The following is a 14835-nucleotide window of genomic DNA, read 5'->3' on the forward strand; positions in this document are numbered from 1 at the left end:
AGTGAAAAAGCGCTATGCATTAACGGCGATAGCCGTGGGGGTACTGCAAACCCAACAGGTCCTGGCGTACGTCCAGCCGGTGGCCGTCACGGGCAGTGTTCCTATTGAAACGCAGGTGATGCCGGCCATGGGCGGCCTTCAAGCTACCCTGGCGGAAATCCTGACCACTGAGACACAAATCGGCACGGCCATCGTGCAGGCCAGTGACAAGCAAGTCGCGGTTATTTCTGAGGCCGCACGTGCCCAGCGCGAGGCCGATATTTTTGGCCGTCAGACCGAGCGCCTGGAGCGTGCCCGAGAACAGTACTCGGTCGCTGACAGCATCTGCAGCGAGTCGGCCTCTGGGGTCGCGGCCACGGTGGGGAAGGTGAGCCGTGCGCAAACGGCGGTGCTGGCCAGCGGGGCAGGCGTCGGCAGTGCTGTGGTGCAGAAGACCATCGCTTCCGAGCCCGTGGCCTCGCGTCAGGGTGGCTATCGCAGTGCCGCCATGCACGCGCAGTACTGCACACAAAGCGAATCGGCCCAGTACGGCGGTACTGATCTGTGCCCGCAGGTCTCAAGCTTGCCTGGGGGCGACATCGAAATGCGCTCGTTGATCGACGGGGCGGGAGCCGTGGGCAAGACCCCCGACCTGACGTTCAATCAGGATCAAGTCGATGCGGGCATGGCGTACATGAAAAACTCGGCACGCCATGACGGGGGGCGGGCACCGGGCAAGGGCGATATCCAGTCGGCCACGGGACGTGAGTATCAGGGGCTGATGACCCAGTACAAGGCGATTCAGAGCGCCGCGACTCAACCGCAGCTGGACATCATCGCCGCCAGCCAGGCCAATCCGGCCACGCAGGAGGCATTGCAAGAGGCGCTACAGAATCCGTCAGCGGCGGAGTACTTCGCTTCAACGGGCAGCCAGCAAGCACAACGCACCGGGGTGATGAGCGAGCGCGAGCTCGAGGCTTTCGAGGTGGGCAGGCGCTATGCCAATACCGCCTATGAAACCGACCTTCAGGCCCTGAGCGGAGACAACCTGATGCGTGAATTGGTGCGCGTGCAGAGCCTGGGCAACTGGCTGCAGTTGGGACTCAAAAACGACCAACGTCAGGCCAACATCATTGCCGGCCAGCAACTGGCCCTGGCGGCAGACGCCAAATACGTTCCGCAGCTTCAGGAACTGGGAGCAAAAATGAGTTCGGGGGTGACCGCACATGAAAACTGATCAATCGCAGACTGAGTCAGGAGCCGCACAGGAGGACAAAAAGCCCCGTACCCCGTTAAGGCAAGCGGGCAGTGTCGGCCTGTCCATTCTCAACCCATTTTCGGACCTGGCAGTGCTTTATCGCCGAGGTGTTAAACCCGGTGTAGGCCGGCTTCAACAGGCGTGGACTCTACTCAATAGAGAAAAAACGCCGGCTGAGTCATTGGACTGGAGTCGTGCCGTAGCGCTGTCCGGCAAGACACCGGAGCAGCTGCATACCAATTTCAGGCGCATTCAGGTTGGCTGGTGGTTCCTGATGATGAGCGCAGGCGGTCTGGCAATCGTGCTGCTGGCCATGGTCTTGCTCGTTCAAGGGCTTCCCGGCAGCACCCTGTTGCGTGCGGTGCAGACAACCCTGGTGCTGGCCAGCTTGAGCGCAGCAGGGTTCGTCAAAGCCTTGATTGCCACCTACCGCCTATGGCAGCTGCAAACGAGGCGCGTCAGCGAGAGCGAAGGGGGCACGTTCAGGGACTTCCGGGCTCAGAACCGGTGGGTGCGTCAAGTCATAACCCTGAGAGCGAGGACGTGATTCACCCCAATAGGTAAGGGAAACCCCTACCTTCTTGCTCTGGGTCGGCTTGCGCTTTGGCGTGCGGCTTTTTTTCTGTTTCATCAGTACGGCTCCTCTCCTGGTCCGGAATATCACACGGTAAAACGCTATGAAACTTACCAATAGACTCGGGTGGGTGGGACTGTTGCTGCTTGTCTCCCTGCCGGCACTGGCCGACAGTGTGGATTATCAGACTATCAGCGCGGCGGCCCAAAAAACCAACGACCTTTCCCGGCAGGCGCTGGTGATGATCTTCGGCCAGGTCGTCGTCGATCCCTTCGCACCTTCAGAACCCACATTGATTGGGTCGCTGTTCGCAATCATTAATGGATTTTTGGGCGTGTTGGCCATGTTCTGGTTCTTGACCATCACGGTGAAAACCATTGTGAAGGCCGGCCATCAGGGACAGGTATTCAACGGCGGTCGTTCAGCCCTGTACCCGATCATGACGTTTGCAGGGTTCATCACAATCGTACCCACTCAGTCAGGCTGGTCGTTGGCCCAGCTCACTATGTTGTGGGCCACCTCGGTAATGGGAATTGGCAGCGCCAATCTGCTGACCGACAAGGCCGTGGACATGATGGACAGCGGCTACTCGATGGTGACGCAACCCACGGCTCCTTCAACCCGAAGCGCGGCGCGGGGCATCTTTGAAATGAACCTGTGCAAATACGCGATCAACAGTGAGCTGGAGTCGCTGTATGCGGATGGTGTGGCCAACACGCCATTGATGACCACCAAGGGGGGCAACGGCCAATACGACACCGGCAACGGCAGCGCGGTCTGTGGTTCTGCCGAAACACCCAATACGGGCCGGACCGGGACCTGGAACCTGCTGTTTGACAGTGACGTAGACACGAGTGGGGTGATCACGGCGCAGCACCAAGCGCTAGACACCATGCAGAGCACCCTGGATCAAGCGGCACAGGCGTTCGTAGACACCTACCTGAGCAAGCGTGACCAGGATGTAGGCAGCTTCCAGAACGTCGAAACGCAGATCCAGAATGCAGCGGCGGCGTATGAAAATACGGTGAACCTGGCCATTAACAAGATCGACTTCAAAGACACGCTACAGAGCCAGCTATCGAGCCAGCTCAAAAGTAGTGGTTGGGTGGCACTGGGCAGCTGGTACCACACCTTTGCCACAGCTAATAACAAGACCAACGACGTGGCCAAGGCAACACCGGTCGTGACCGGTATGAGCAACATGGGCGAACACGGTACTGGCGATTTGTATAACGAGGTGTTCGCGGCCTACAAAGCGCAAGTGCAGAACAGCACGTACACGCCTCCACTGGGGACGCAGATTGCCAAGGATGATGGAGCCGCTGCTACGGCGGCAGATCCAGACTCTGTGTTCGTGGGCTTTTTCAACAAACCGATGCAGAAAGCGATTAGCTCAATAGCAACTTGGGAAATTGGAACAGATGCCAGTTTTTCCAATCAGGTAAACCCGCTGATTAAGATGCAACAGGTAGGTGACGTAACATTAGATGTAACGGCTACCTTAACAACCGTCTATGCAGTCGCCGTGGGCGCAGCCTCGGCAACCAGCAACTCAATACTGGGTAAACTTGGAGGTATTTTTGCCATTAATGGGGGGGCTGTGGCGAAAGACGTATTAAATTCCCTTGCGCCCATTTTCTTCTTTTTGATGTTCGCGCTGATGGCCATCGGGTTCTCGTTGGCCGTTTTCCTGCCAGCGGTACCCTTCTTGTTCTGGATGATGGGTGTATTCAACTGGCTGGTCAGCGTACTGGTAGGGTGCGCCGCTGGCCCGATGTGGGCCGCAACGCACCTGGGTGCAGAGGAAGACAAAGGCAGCCGTAGTGCCTATGGCTATATATTCCTCATCGACATGATGCTGCGGCCTTCGCTGATGGTATTGGGGTTCTTCTTTGCATCTGTGACAGTGGTGGCCGGCGGGACGATCCTGAACCTCCTGTTTGCTTCAGCGCTTGCTAATGCCAATGCGGATTCCATGGTAGGCATTTTCAAAGCAATAGGCTGGCTGATGATCTATGCCCGTATTGCGACCTTTGGTGTGACGCGTCTTTTTGGACTTCAGGCGTCTTTGGCTGATTATGTGATTTCGTTCCTGGGCGGTCGCGAAGGTGCTAACCTCATGGGCGGTATGGTAGACAATATGAAAGGCATGTTTGGTGCCGCTGGAACCGGGGCGCAGCGCGCTCCAGGAATCAAAATGCAAACTAACAAGCCGAGTGAGGGAGGTAATGGTGATGGCATTCAGTAAGCCAATTCAACGCCTGAAAACGCCGGGAGAAGCGTGGTTGGGAATCGTAAGAACCCTCTACATGCTATTTGCTTTCCCGTTCTTACTATTTTTTGGTGTAGCAATGCTGGCCATGACAACGTCCTCTAGAACTAATCATCGGCTGCCAGGTGATGAACTAGGGACTGCCCTCATTTGGGCAGCAATACTCTTGTCGGTTGGAATATTCGCTTACGGAATACGCAGCCGCAAACGGACGTTGAAAAGCATCACAGCAGCCCTGCGCGACCCAGCCTATTTTTCCCCTGATGAAGGGTATGAAATTTACCAGCAAGGGGCCGGCAAGTATTTGGGTATCGATACCCGAAACGGCACCATTCTGTATGTGCACAGGATCCGAAAGGGGCAGGTGGATGTGGTGGCCTTGACCATGAATGACTGGACCAAATGCGAAGTCGAAGGCACCAACATTTTTCGCCTCTTCACGCAATTTACTGACCTGCCGCGTCTTGAGATTTTCTGCCCTTGGGCAGAGCGTTGGTATGACACCATCGGAGTCATGCGACAAAAGCAATACACCAATGCCCAGGCATTCAAACAGCATGTGCATCACCGCCTCGAAGCGCTTGAACGTGATCTGAACGTGCAGATCCCACGCCTGGCGTGAAGCCATAACCCCTCCGCAGCTGTTCCCGACGCGCTTTACCTTTTTCTCACACCGCCCAATTTGTCACCGCCACTGTAAAAATGACCCCCTAACGCCAACCTAGAATTGACCCCCCTGGGTAAAACTGGCGGCTTTGAGCTGCCAATATGTTGACCCAGGAGCAGTCTGTGGAAATTAAAGTGTTGGCCCGTCAGGGCCATGGCATCAAATTCATCGCCCGTGAGCTGGGTATTTCGCGTAACACCGTGCGCAAGTACCTGCGAAAGGCCCGGTCGCTACCCAGTGACAAGGTGAGACCCGCACGTCCGTGCAAAATCGACCCCTTCAAGGACTACCTGCACGAGCGTATTGAGGCGGCGCGCCCACACTGGATTCCGGCGACCGTCCTGCTGCGTGAGATCACGGCATTGGGGTACAGCGGCGGCGTCAGTCGTCTGAAGGCTTATATTCGCCCCTTCAAACGTAAGGCAGAAGAGCCGGTGGTACGTTTCGAGACACTGCCCGGCAAGCAGATACAGGTGGACTTCACCACCATTCGACGAGGCCGTCAGCCGCTTAAGGCGTTCGTGGCGACACTTGGTTTTAGTCGAGCAAGCTTTGTCCGTTTCTCCGAGCGAGAGGACAGCGAAGCCTGGCTGACAGGGCTTCGGGAGGCGTTCGCTTACTTTGGCGGCGTGCCCGAGCAGGCATTGTTTGATAACGCCGGAACCATCATCACCGAGCGAGATGCTTTTGGGGAGGGCCAGCACCGTTGGCATCCCCGATTGGCTGCGCTGGCCGATGAGTTTGGTTTTATTCCCAAGGTCTGCCGCCCTTACCGTGCCCAGACCAAGGGCAAGGTTGAGCGCTTCAACGGGTATCTGAAGGGCAGTTTCATTACCCCGTTGGCCGCTACGCTCAAGAGTGCGGGTCTGACGCTGGATGTGGTGACGGCCAACGCACATATCGGCCAATGGCTCGACGAAGTCGCTCATCAGCGGATTCACGGCACGACGGGTGTTCAACCGGCGGTACGTCTGGCCCAAGAGCAGCAGGTACTATTACCACTGCCAACACAGAGCCTGCGCCCACAACCCGCCCAAGGCCTACGCCTGGGACGGGTCCTGCCGTACGAGAGCTTGCAGCATCCGCTGTCGGTTTATGAGCAACTGCTGGAGGTGAGAGCATGAACCTTCAACATGCTCGCCTGACAGAACTATGCAAGGGGCTAAAGCTTGAGCGCGTCGGGGTGGACTGGCCGCACCTTGCCCAACAAGCAGCAAGCGGCGAAGACAGCTTTGCCGACTTCCTCGAAAAGCTGCTGGCTGCCGAGACCGATGCCCGAAGTGAACGCTCTCGACAGGCCCTGCTGAAAACTGCCGCGCTGCCCGCCGTGAAAACGCTGGAGCAATACGACTTCGCGTTTGCCACCGGCGTCCCCCGGGCACAGCTCCAGGAGCTGGCAGCATTGAGTTTTGTTGGGCGTGCCGAGAACATCGTGTTCCTGGGGCCTAGTGGTGTAGGCAAGAGCCACCTGGCTATCGCCCTGGCCTACCGGGCAGTGATGGCCGGTATCAAAACCCGCTTCGTCACGGCGGCTGACTTGATGCTGCAACTGACCGCTGCGCACCGCCAGGAACGGCTCAAGGAATACTTCAGTCGTGTGGTGATGGCCCCCGGGTTGTTGGTCATCGATGAAATCGGCTACCTGCCGTTTGGTCGTGATGAAGCCAACCTGTTCTTCAATGTTGTCGCCAAGCGCTACGAGCAAGGCAGCCTGATCCTCACGAGTAACTTGCCGTTTACCCAGTGGGCCGGAACCTTTGCGGATGATCAAACACTGACAGCGGCCATGCTGGACAGGCTGTTACATCATGCCCATATCGTGCAGATGACAGGTGAAAGCTATCGACTCAAGGACAAGCGCAAAGCAGGAACCAAATCTTCTCGGGCCGAACCGGCTCGAAAATATGAACCCGAGGGGGGTCAAAACTAAGTTGGCGATTTAGCACGGAAGGGGGTCACTTTTTAGTTGGCGTTGACACCAATTCGGGCGGTGCGACTATTTGTGGGGCATCGCAATGCAAAATCGACAATCCCAAGGTGCATGGGAGGGCGAGCAAGCGCAGATGTTATTGGCGCTTTGTGCAGCCGTCCTGTTGTGCTGGATGTTCTTCGATATCTTCGTGTACTGGACCACCTGGACGCTTTATTGGTTATGGAAAATGGTGGATTTTCCCTTCATCCATGTCTGGGCCGGTGGCAAGATCAACCTGCTGGCCGACGTGGCCAACCACGCCAAGGCCGTGACGCTGGATGAGTGGCTTGAGGTGATGAACGCTACCAGTGGGATTCTGCTGCTGTTCCTGATACCGCTGGTGATTGTGAGCAGTTGGGGGCTGGCGCAGCATCCGGTACTGCCGTTTCGCAGCAAACGCCTGGTGAACATTCACACGCTGCCTGGCCTGGTGAGTCGTTTCGCACCCTCGGTCATCCCGGTGTTGGCCGCGTCCGGTCCCGATGGCCTGATGAACGATACCTCCTCCAGTAATGCCTGGGCGCTCAAGCCCGAGGAGTTTGCCGAACGTTACAACCTGGTGCAGCGCAAAGTGCTGGATCGAGAGGCTGCTCGTGCGGTGTTCGAGGAGCAAGTCGGAGATGTCCATAATGGACTTCTGGACTTGACGCCCTATGAACGGGCCTTGCTGGCCGTATTCGGTCTGCAGGTTTTCCTCAATGACCGCAAGGCGGCGACCCGGTTGCTCGATGACCTGAACCGTTCCTGCATGATCAAAGGCTTGTTGCGGCGCAAGACCTTCTCGTTGACGCCGCTGTACGGCTTGGCCGACGCGGGGTTTGATCGCGTTGCAAAAGCACAGGGCGTCAGTGAGTGGCTACAAAGCCATAGATCGATGCGCACCGCGCTGGTGGCACTGTATGGCCGCGATCTGCGCTTGGCGCCGGCGCGCTTTCGCTGGCTCAAGGGGGTTAACCGTACTTTGTGGTATGCCCTGCACAGTGCCGACACGGCCAAGGTGTTTGTGGAAGGCGCTGGTGTTCAGGCTCAGGCGCGGGCAGAAGTCCATGCCAGTAAGCTGGGGCTGCCACGTCCTGGGTTGATGGTGACCCAGGCCATCGATGGCTTGCAGGCCGAGTTGGAAAGCATCGGTCTGGTATTTGCGCGACATGTCATCACGCCTAAACGCCGGGAGGCCTCTGACCTTCCTGTCATGACGGCGGTGTATGCCGTGCAGCCTACTGAGTTAACTGAGCCAGCCTGAAGCGCTACGTCTCGCCGCGCCCTTCATATCCCCTTTCTGGCACTGTTCCATTCAATTGAATTCATCTTCTATCAGAGGAAAACCCATGGCCTCGGCATCTTTGCGCGCCCCGTTTTCGGTGGACATCCAAGGCGATCAGCTGGTTGTCTATCAGGCAGATCAGGAAGAAGGCATCGTGACACGCACGATTTGCACCCTGGACCTTCGCCATCAGCACTCGTTTTATCTGAGCAATGACGGTGTGGTCTGCCGCGATGTTCAGGGTTTTGAATTCTCTCTTGAAACCCATGACAGTGACGAAACCCATGAGCTACTGACCGCACTGTCGCGGGCTTTGCTGCGTCATGGACGACGCAAGACCCAGCGGTGCCCTATGGCTTGGCCGAGCGCTTGAATGGCCTGTTGCAATGCCGGCGGCGCAGGTCATCACGCCCTCAGTCCCGAGCGCCCCCAAGCCGGACCTGGCCAAGCGCAGCGCGCCGGCGCCGATCGCTTCTGAGCCACGCCAGTCCGCTGCAGACGTGGCACCTGACGATGGCTGGACATTGCCCAGGGAGGTTCGGGCCACACTCCCTCAAAAGCTGCACAACGCTGCGGAGCGCAAGCTGTTCACCGTTGACTATTCCAGCGGTCACGCGCGCACGCTGTATGTCTTTTCGGACCCTGGCTGTCCGAACTGCCAGCGTCTGGAATCGTCCCTCAATACGCTCTCCGACGCCTTCAACGTGGTGGTGTTTCCTGTGCCGGTGATCGGCAAGGAGAAGTCGATAGCCGCCATCACGCCAGTGCTGTGCTTGCCGCCTGAGCAACGCAAAGCCGCGTGGGATCGCCTGTTTGATGCAGCCCCTGAGGGTGTGAACCTTGGGAAACCCCAGTTAAAGCCGGCGTCGGAAGGGGTGGAGTTGAAAGCGGCGCAACCAGCAGGCACGTGCGATGTGGCAGAAAAGGCCTTGGGGATCAACCAGACGGCCTATCAGGCGTATCGCATACCGGGCACGCCTTGGGTGATCAGCGACGATGGGCGCTATGTGCCGCAGGCGTTGTTGCGTGATCCGATCAGGCTCAAAGCCTTCCTAGATGAGCGACCTGCCCGCCAGGTTCAGGAGGTGTCGGATGCGCCCCAATGACTACGCCGTCGAGCGCACGCGCCTAAATCGGCGGGTTTACCACTCGGCCCTGGCTGAGTGGTTGATGGGCCCCGGTAGTCTGACGCTGGGCCTTGCCGGGTCTGTGGTGGGAGGCGTCCTGTACCCGGTTAGCCTGTGGCTCAGTCTGCCGGCCTTGCTGGTTTGGTCACCTGTCATGCTGCTCGAACCCTGGCAGATGCCCATGCGCATGCCTTCAGACATGGGCCGTCCCGACCCTTCGACGCAGCGCCAGGTGACGGGCAAGCTGCTGGGTTTCTTGCCGGTCACGGCCATGCGCACGGTGATGCTCAAGGCAGCGGGCATCCTGTACATGGGGTACCTGCGCGGTCGGGACGCCGGGCGTGAACTGTGGCTGTCGCTGGATGACATGACCCGCCATATTCTGATGTTCGGTACAACCGGTGCCGGCAAAACCGAAGCACTGCTGGGGTACGTGTTGGGCCAGCTGGGCTATGGAAAGGGCCTGATCTATTCGGACGGCAAGGCCCAAAATGATGTGGCCGCCGCGATCGTGTCCCTGGCCCGGCGCTTTGGCCGTGAAGACGACGTTCGGATGATGAACTTCATCACCGGGGGCCGCTCTAGGGCGCAGGAACTGCTGGAGGACAACAAAAGCAGAGGGCAGACCAATACCGTCAACGCGTTTGGTATTGCTCAGGAAACCTACATCATCAACCTGATGGATTCGATGTTGCCTCCTGCGGGCAACGATGCGGGCTGGCAAGAGAAAGCCCGTGCCATGATTCAGGCTTTGGTGTTCTCCCTGGTGTACAAGTGCCGACGTGAAGGCACGGTCATGTCCCAGCGCACTATCCAGGCGCATTTGCCGTTGCGGGCCATTGCCAAGCTCTACATCCAGTCGGTGGAACAGCAATGGCATGAAGACGCCCAGTTACCCCTGAAAAACTACCTGGGCACATTGTCCGGTTTTGACCTGGCCAAGGTGGATTCGCCGGAGGAATGGGCGACCACTGCGTTGGATCAGTATGGTTTTCTGATCCAGCAGTTCACCCGCATGCTGGCCTTGTTCATGCATAGGAATTTCAAAATGCCTATGCATGAACCTGACGCTGTGAAGGAGGCGTCATGCCTTCATAGCGATGCGTAGGAAGACGCTGATGCGTTACTTATGCAGTGAAAATCCCTATCAATCCGAATTTGTGCAGGTTATTTTACCGCTGAGCCTAGGTGCGGACGCACCTTCCCCCTGTCAGGGCTTCACGTACCTCATCTGCGCGATTGCCTGAGCGTTGAGGACCAGTCCCTGCACCGTCAGCCCGCTGATTGCCGCCGTGTAGACCATCCGCGCGCCACACAGCACGCAGCGGAACGGATCGACGTTTAGAAAGGCTTTGGCCATCTGCACAAAATACAGCTTCGGTGTCGGTCCTGGCGTCGCCATCTTCAATGCTTCATAGACCTTCGGCAGGTATTTCCCACACACCCGATTGGCCAGAAAACCAAAATACCGGATCATCCGGAAATGCTTTTCCGGGATGTGCTGCACCACCCGGCGCAGCATGTCGGCCTGGCTCAGCGTTTCCTGCTGATAGGTCTGCGTGCGGTGATCCAGGTAGGTAAAGCTCAACGTGGCCCCGCAGGTGTAATGCGCCAGACGACTGCCCGAGATCGGCGGTTTTTTCAGGTAGCGGCCCAGGTAATTGACGGTCTTTCGGCCGTTTTCCGTCTTCTTCGACAAGTGGATGTGCCAGTGCTGGCCACCAGCGGTCAGTATCAAACGGCGCCAGTCGCTTTCACAGTGGATGTGGGCCAGCTGCGGCGGCATCGTCAGTTGCGAAAGCGGCTGTCCCAGCAGGTAATCGCGCACCAGCCACATCCAGCGCCGCCGCAGGGCCTCTTTGTGGAACGACAGATTTTTCCAGACGCCCTGCTCATCCAGGCCGCCCGCGGTCACCGACAGGTGGACGTGGGGATGCCAGTTGAGCCGCCGGCCATAGGTGTGCAGCGCACCGAAAATCCCGACGCGCAAACCGCGCCGCTTGGCGGTGTAGATCAGGTTATCGGCCGCCAGACGAAACAGCGCATCGAGCAGCCAGCGGTTGTAGAAGAACAGGGACCACAGCGTGTCGGGCAGCGTGAACACCAGATGCTGCCAGGGGCAGTCGGGCAGACGGTTGTTTTGCACGGCGATCCACTGGTCGGTGGCCTTTTTGCCGCAGGAAGGACAGGCCCGGCAATGGCAGGTGTTGCACAGGTATTTGACGTGTGGGCAATGCTCATTGCCACAGGTGTAGTGTTTGACGCCCAGTATCGAGGTGCCGCAGGCGAGCATTTTGCTGATCGACTCCACTTCGATTTGGCGCAGACCGCCGGCTTCCAGCAAATCTGCCCAGCAGCCGTTGGCCGTGAAGAGGTTTTTGAGCGGTCGAGGTTTGTAAGCAGGCGGTGCAGAGGCCACGTCAGCAGGGCGGCTCCTCATCGTGGTGAATGACGGCGGTGATGGCGAATCCGCCTGGCCCTTCTCTCATCTAAACGCTTACGCAAGAAGCGTCGGGAAACCTGTCGTTCAGATACGTTGTCTGGCAGCAACTACAAAGATCGACATCACCGAAAGGATCGATATCGAAGGAAAAGTCGGTATCGGGCACGAAGGTAGTATGCCCGGCGCGTTGGAGACGGGTCTGCTTTGCCTTGGCTTTTGCCCGGCTCGCCCGTTTACGTTTTTTGGTCTCTGACGCCATGTGTAAGCCTGTGCTGAGGAGGGATCGACTCGATTTCGGCTATGATAACCGATTTCAAAATCCCACAATTTGCAGCCGCAGGCTGCCCAGTTCAATGACACCTACGGCCATGTGTTTGCCCGTGACGCCGGCGACATAGACCTCAAGGACGTGGTGCATAACGATCGCATCCTGGTGGTCCTGATTCCTGCGCTGGAAATTTCCTCGACCGAGGCCGCGACTCTTGGGCGTCTGTACGTGTCGCAGCTAGCCATGATCCTGAGCCAGGATCTGGGGGAGAAACTGGAGGGCAAACCCGAAGACATCCTGGTGATCCGCAAGTACAAGGACCGCTTTCCGTTCTTGTGGATCTGCGACGAGGTCGGGGCCTACTACACCGAAAAGCTCGGCGAGCTGGCCACGCAGGTACGTTCCCTGGGGTTTTGCCTGCTCCTGGCCAGTCAAGAGGCGCAGCGTCTCAAGTCGGCGGCCGGCGACAAGGTGTGGACGCTGATCGGGAACATGGGGGTCCGAATCACCGGCAAGATCATGGACCCCAAGGACACTCTCGAAATACTGCAGTTGATGGCCGGTACCGAGTACCTGCCAGTGATGAGCGGTATGGTGCGTCAGGCCGGAATAATGGGGGCCAGCTGGGAGGAAGCAGACACACTGAGCCTGAAAGATGAGAAGAAAGTCAGCGTCGAGGAAGTGCAGCAGCTCAAGGAGGGGGAAAACATCACGCTGTTCAACGGACAAGTGATTCGCGGCAGCTCCTTGTACATTCACGATGCTGACAAGCTGTCCAAGGAAGCGATCCGGATCAACCGCTTCATCGAGGTGGCCCCGCCAGCGCTGGACACCTTGTTGGCCGGTGCGCCTGCCCGCATTCGGCGCAGCTATCCGCGCGCGGACCGCGTGCAGCAGATCCTGTACCACCTGGCGATGAAGCCTGGTCGTTCAGACCTTGAAAACCTGGTGCTGACAGATCCGACGTTGGTCGTCTTGAACGAGCTGGGAGAAGAGTGGCGGCTGATCTGGCGTCGCCGTCCTGGAGCGGCAGTGCGCAGCACCTTGTTATGGCACACAGCGCTGGAGCATGTGCCCAAGCGCGGAAGCGGCTACGTGGCGCAATCGTCCACGGCGCTGGACCTGACCGTCGGCAGCAAGCGGTTGCAGACCTACCAGGCGCAGCACATCGATCCGGCCAGAGTGCCGAAAGTGAAGGGCAAGGCGCCTGCACCTAGAGCCACAACGCCTGTTCCACCACGCCACGACCAGTCACCGCCCTGTTTCGACGACGGATCTTATTCGCCGGCGCCGTTCGACTGGGATTAATAGACCGCAAGGGCACCCTTGGCACGCCCGCACGATCATCCTGCAGGGTGGGTACGTCGAGCTGCGTCTGATCATGATCAATACCCATGGGCAGGTCACTGAGCGTATCGAGCGCAGAACAGGCACCTGCGCAGCGCTGCGTCCTGGTGAGTATCACCGTATCGACCAGGTGGCAGCTGGCGGTGCTTACACCCTGTTCATCACCTGCCCTAAATCCTGTGACTGGGGCTTTCTGGTCAACGGGGTGAAAGTCCCTTGGGATGTTTACACCGCAGATAACAGCGCTTCGTTTGAGTCCAGCAGGGTCGCCGGCGACAAGTAGACACCTTAAGGGGGGAAACCCCAGAAAATTCCGTCACCCCAACTCCAGCCCGGTCAGGAGCGCATCCAGGTCCTCGGGGCTCTCAAGCGGTTCCTGATACACATCACAACCCCGTCAATCATGTGCAGCGCTGAGCCCAGCTCTACAGCGCCGGGGGCAGTACGCATTCGTTAAATAGGTGAAGGACATGATTAACCACAGAACGCAAAAACTGCACGCTCAGCAGGTGCTTGAACACCTGGCCTATGGCTTGGCACAGCCAATAGCGCTGCCCCGCGAGACCATTGAAGAAGTGCTTCGCGAAGCCATCATGGATGGACGACTTGAACCGGGTGAACGGCTTACGCAGCAAGCCATTGCCAATGCCTTCCAGGTCAGCCGGATGCCGGTGCGCGAAGCCCTGCGGTCATTGGAGACGCAGGGTTACATCGCGACGGAGTATCACAAAAGCTATCGGGTCACGAACGGCCATGAGCTGCCCCAGTGCGGCCACCTGCCTGGCTTGCTGAGGTGCGTTGCAGAACGCCATACGCAGCTGGGCGACCTCGAATCAAAAGTGGCCTTTGAAAATGAAATTCTGCACGTCCTGGGCCGGCTGCGCCCTACCCCTTGCTGACGCTCCAGCCGGTCGCTGCAGGCCTGGCTGTTCTGCAGCAAGTGGGATTCAGGTATTGACAACCCGTGTAGCGGTTAATTCGAGGCTTATAGTTTGACCGACATTTTGAAGCTAAGTCCTTCAGCCATCAAGACTTACCAGCTTGGATTGCTTGACGTACTACCGTAGAACTTCTAACCTCTTGCCTTGAGTCAGACCGTATTACCTTGGCGTACATGTATGACATCCGAAAAGATCTGCGTCGTCAGCTTCAAACTTGACGAAAAAAATAAGCGAAGATTTGATGCCGCTATGCGCGCAAACGGCACGACGGTGTCCAAACAGCTCCGTGACGCAGTGCTTGCATATCTGAAAGAGATGGACGCAGGTGTCGAGCACCCGCAGTTCCGCCTCGGGCTGGGTGACAGCATCAATTGATGCGTGAGAAGGTCTGCGTACTCAGCCAGAAACCTAAGAGAATTCAATCGTGTAGAAACTAGAATTGCAGAAACCAAAAAGCCCGGCTGGTAACCGGGCTTTTTGGAAAAACTTGAACAGGCCGTTTCGTAAGGCGGAAACCTGTTCAACACACATAACGTGAGCTGATTATGGCGTTCACTGCGGCTTTGTGCAAGCCGTCAAAAGTGAAGCCTTCAGTTCACCGCTGAACGGTGGACTTATGGAAAAGATTTTTCAGCTGCTGTGCGACCTCGATGACAGCACCCTGCCCCCCCAGTTGACCCCTTGCGTCACACCCTTTCACCGCGTTGGCCAAGGCGGTGATGC

At 57.9% G+C, this 14835-nt stretch carries 12 protein-coding genes and 3 pseudogenes; 14 read left to right on the plus strand and 1 reads right to left on the minus strand.

Annotation, left to right across the window (positions count from 1 at the left end; genetic code table 11):
* Position 1: 1 nt before the first annotated feature.
* The 10 genes and pseudogenes from traW to AC4ANK_RS29940 form a co-directional block, all read left to right on the plus strand.
* The gene (gene traW / locus AC4ANK_RS29895) at positions 2-1216 is read left to right on the plus strand and encodes a conjugal transfer protein TraW (RefSeq protein WP_460385298.1); all 1215 of its coding nucleotides are present in this window, start codon (positions 2-4) and stop codon (positions 1214-1216) included.
* Positions 1206-1784, plus strand: a complete 579-nt coding sequence (gene traX, locus AC4ANK_RS29900; protein ID WP_053486700.1) for a conjugal transfer protein TraX — start codon at positions 1206-1208, stop codon at positions 1782-1784. The genes traW and traX overlap by 11 nt, the downstream gene beginning before the upstream one ends.
* A gap of 130 nt (positions 1785-1914) precedes the next feature.
* On the plus strand, positions 1915-4059 hold the full coding sequence (locus AC4ANK_RS29905; RefSeq protein WP_060404099.1) for a DotA/TraY family protein: 2145 nt from the start codon (positions 1915-1917) through the stop codon (positions 4057-4059).
* Entirely contained in the window at positions 4046-4705 is a 660-nt protein-coding gene (excA, locus tag AC4ANK_RS29910; protein WP_044424882.1) for a plasmid IncI1-type surface exclusion protein ExcA, read from the plus strand. Before AC4ANK_RS29905 ends, excA begins: the two co-directional genes overlap by 14 nt.
* 146 nt (positions 4706-4851) lie before the next feature.
* Complete coding sequence (gene istA / locus AC4ANK_RS29915) at positions 4852-5874, plus strand: IS21-like element ISPsy4 family transposase (RefSeq protein ID WP_002551322.1); 1023 nt, start codon at positions 4852-4854, stop codon at positions 5872-5874.
* Positions 5871-6680, plus strand: a complete 810-nt coding sequence (istB, locus tag AC4ANK_RS29920; protein ID WP_005741073.1) for an IS21-like element ISPsy4 family helper ATPase IstB — start codon at positions 5871-5873, stop codon at positions 6678-6680. The genes istA and istB overlap by 4 nt, the downstream gene beginning before the upstream one ends.
* Positions 6681-6765: 85 nt before the next feature.
* A complete protein-coding gene (locus AC4ANK_RS29925) occupies positions 6766-7965 on the plus strand; it encodes a secretion/conjugation apparatus DotM-related subunit (RefSeq protein WP_460385299.1) in 1200 nt (399 codons plus the stop codon).
* 85 nt (positions 7966-8050) lie between these two features.
* Positions 8051-8359 (plus strand): hypothetical protein, encoded by a 309-nt coding sequence (locus tag AC4ANK_RS29930; RefSeq protein ID WP_460385300.1) that lies wholly within the window; start codon positions 8051-8053, stop codon positions 8357-8359.
* Entirely contained in the window at positions 8310-9092 is a 783-nt protein-coding gene (locus AC4ANK_RS29935; protein ID WP_460385301.1) for a thioredoxin fold domain-containing protein, read from the plus strand. The genes AC4ANK_RS29930 and AC4ANK_RS29935 overlap by 50 nt, the downstream gene beginning before the upstream one ends.
* Positions 9079-10143 (plus strand): annotated as a pseudogene (locus AC4ANK_RS29940) (F-type conjugative transfer protein TrbC); the annotation flags it as partial. The gene AC4ANK_RS29935 and the pseudogene AC4ANK_RS29940, both read left to right, overlap by 14 nt.
* Before the next feature lie 180 nt (positions 10144-10323).
* Here the strand turns inward: AC4ANK_RS29940 and AC4ANK_RS29945 are convergent.
* Positions 10324-11553 carry an IS91 family transposase gene (locus AC4ANK_RS29945; protein ID WP_460383867.1) on the minus strand — a complete coding sequence of 410 codons (1230 nt, stop codon included), beginning with the start codon at positions 11551-11553 and terminating at the stop codon, positions 10324-10326.
* Between the two features lie 346 nt (positions 11554-11899).
* Here AC4ANK_RS29945 and AC4ANK_RS29950 point away from each other — a divergent pair.
* From AC4ANK_RS29950 to AC4ANK_RS29965, 4 genes and pseudogenes are all read left to right on the plus strand, one after another.
* Positions 11900-13132, plus strand: a pseudogene (locus AC4ANK_RS29950) (TraM recognition domain-containing protein); the annotation flags it as partial.
* 13 nt (positions 13133-13145) lie between these two features.
* Positions 13146-13454: pseudogene (locus AC4ANK_RS29955) on the plus strand (hypothetical protein); the annotation flags it as partial.
* Between the two features lie 187 nt (positions 13455-13641).
* Positions 13642-14070 (plus strand): GntR family transcriptional regulator, encoded by a 429-nt coding sequence (locus AC4ANK_RS29960; RefSeq protein WP_002556024.1) that lies wholly within the window; start codon positions 13642-13644, stop codon positions 14068-14070.
* Positions 14071-14289: 219 nt separating this feature from the next.
* Positions 14290-14487 carry a ribbon-helix-helix domain-containing protein gene (locus AC4ANK_RS29965; RefSeq protein WP_010209245.1) on the plus strand — a complete coding sequence of 66 codons (198 nt, stop codon included), beginning with the start codon at positions 14290-14292 and terminating at the stop codon, positions 14485-14487.
* Positions 14488-14835: the final 348 nt, after the last annotated feature.

Source organism: Pseudomonas sp. Pmew2, assembly GCF_058129885.1.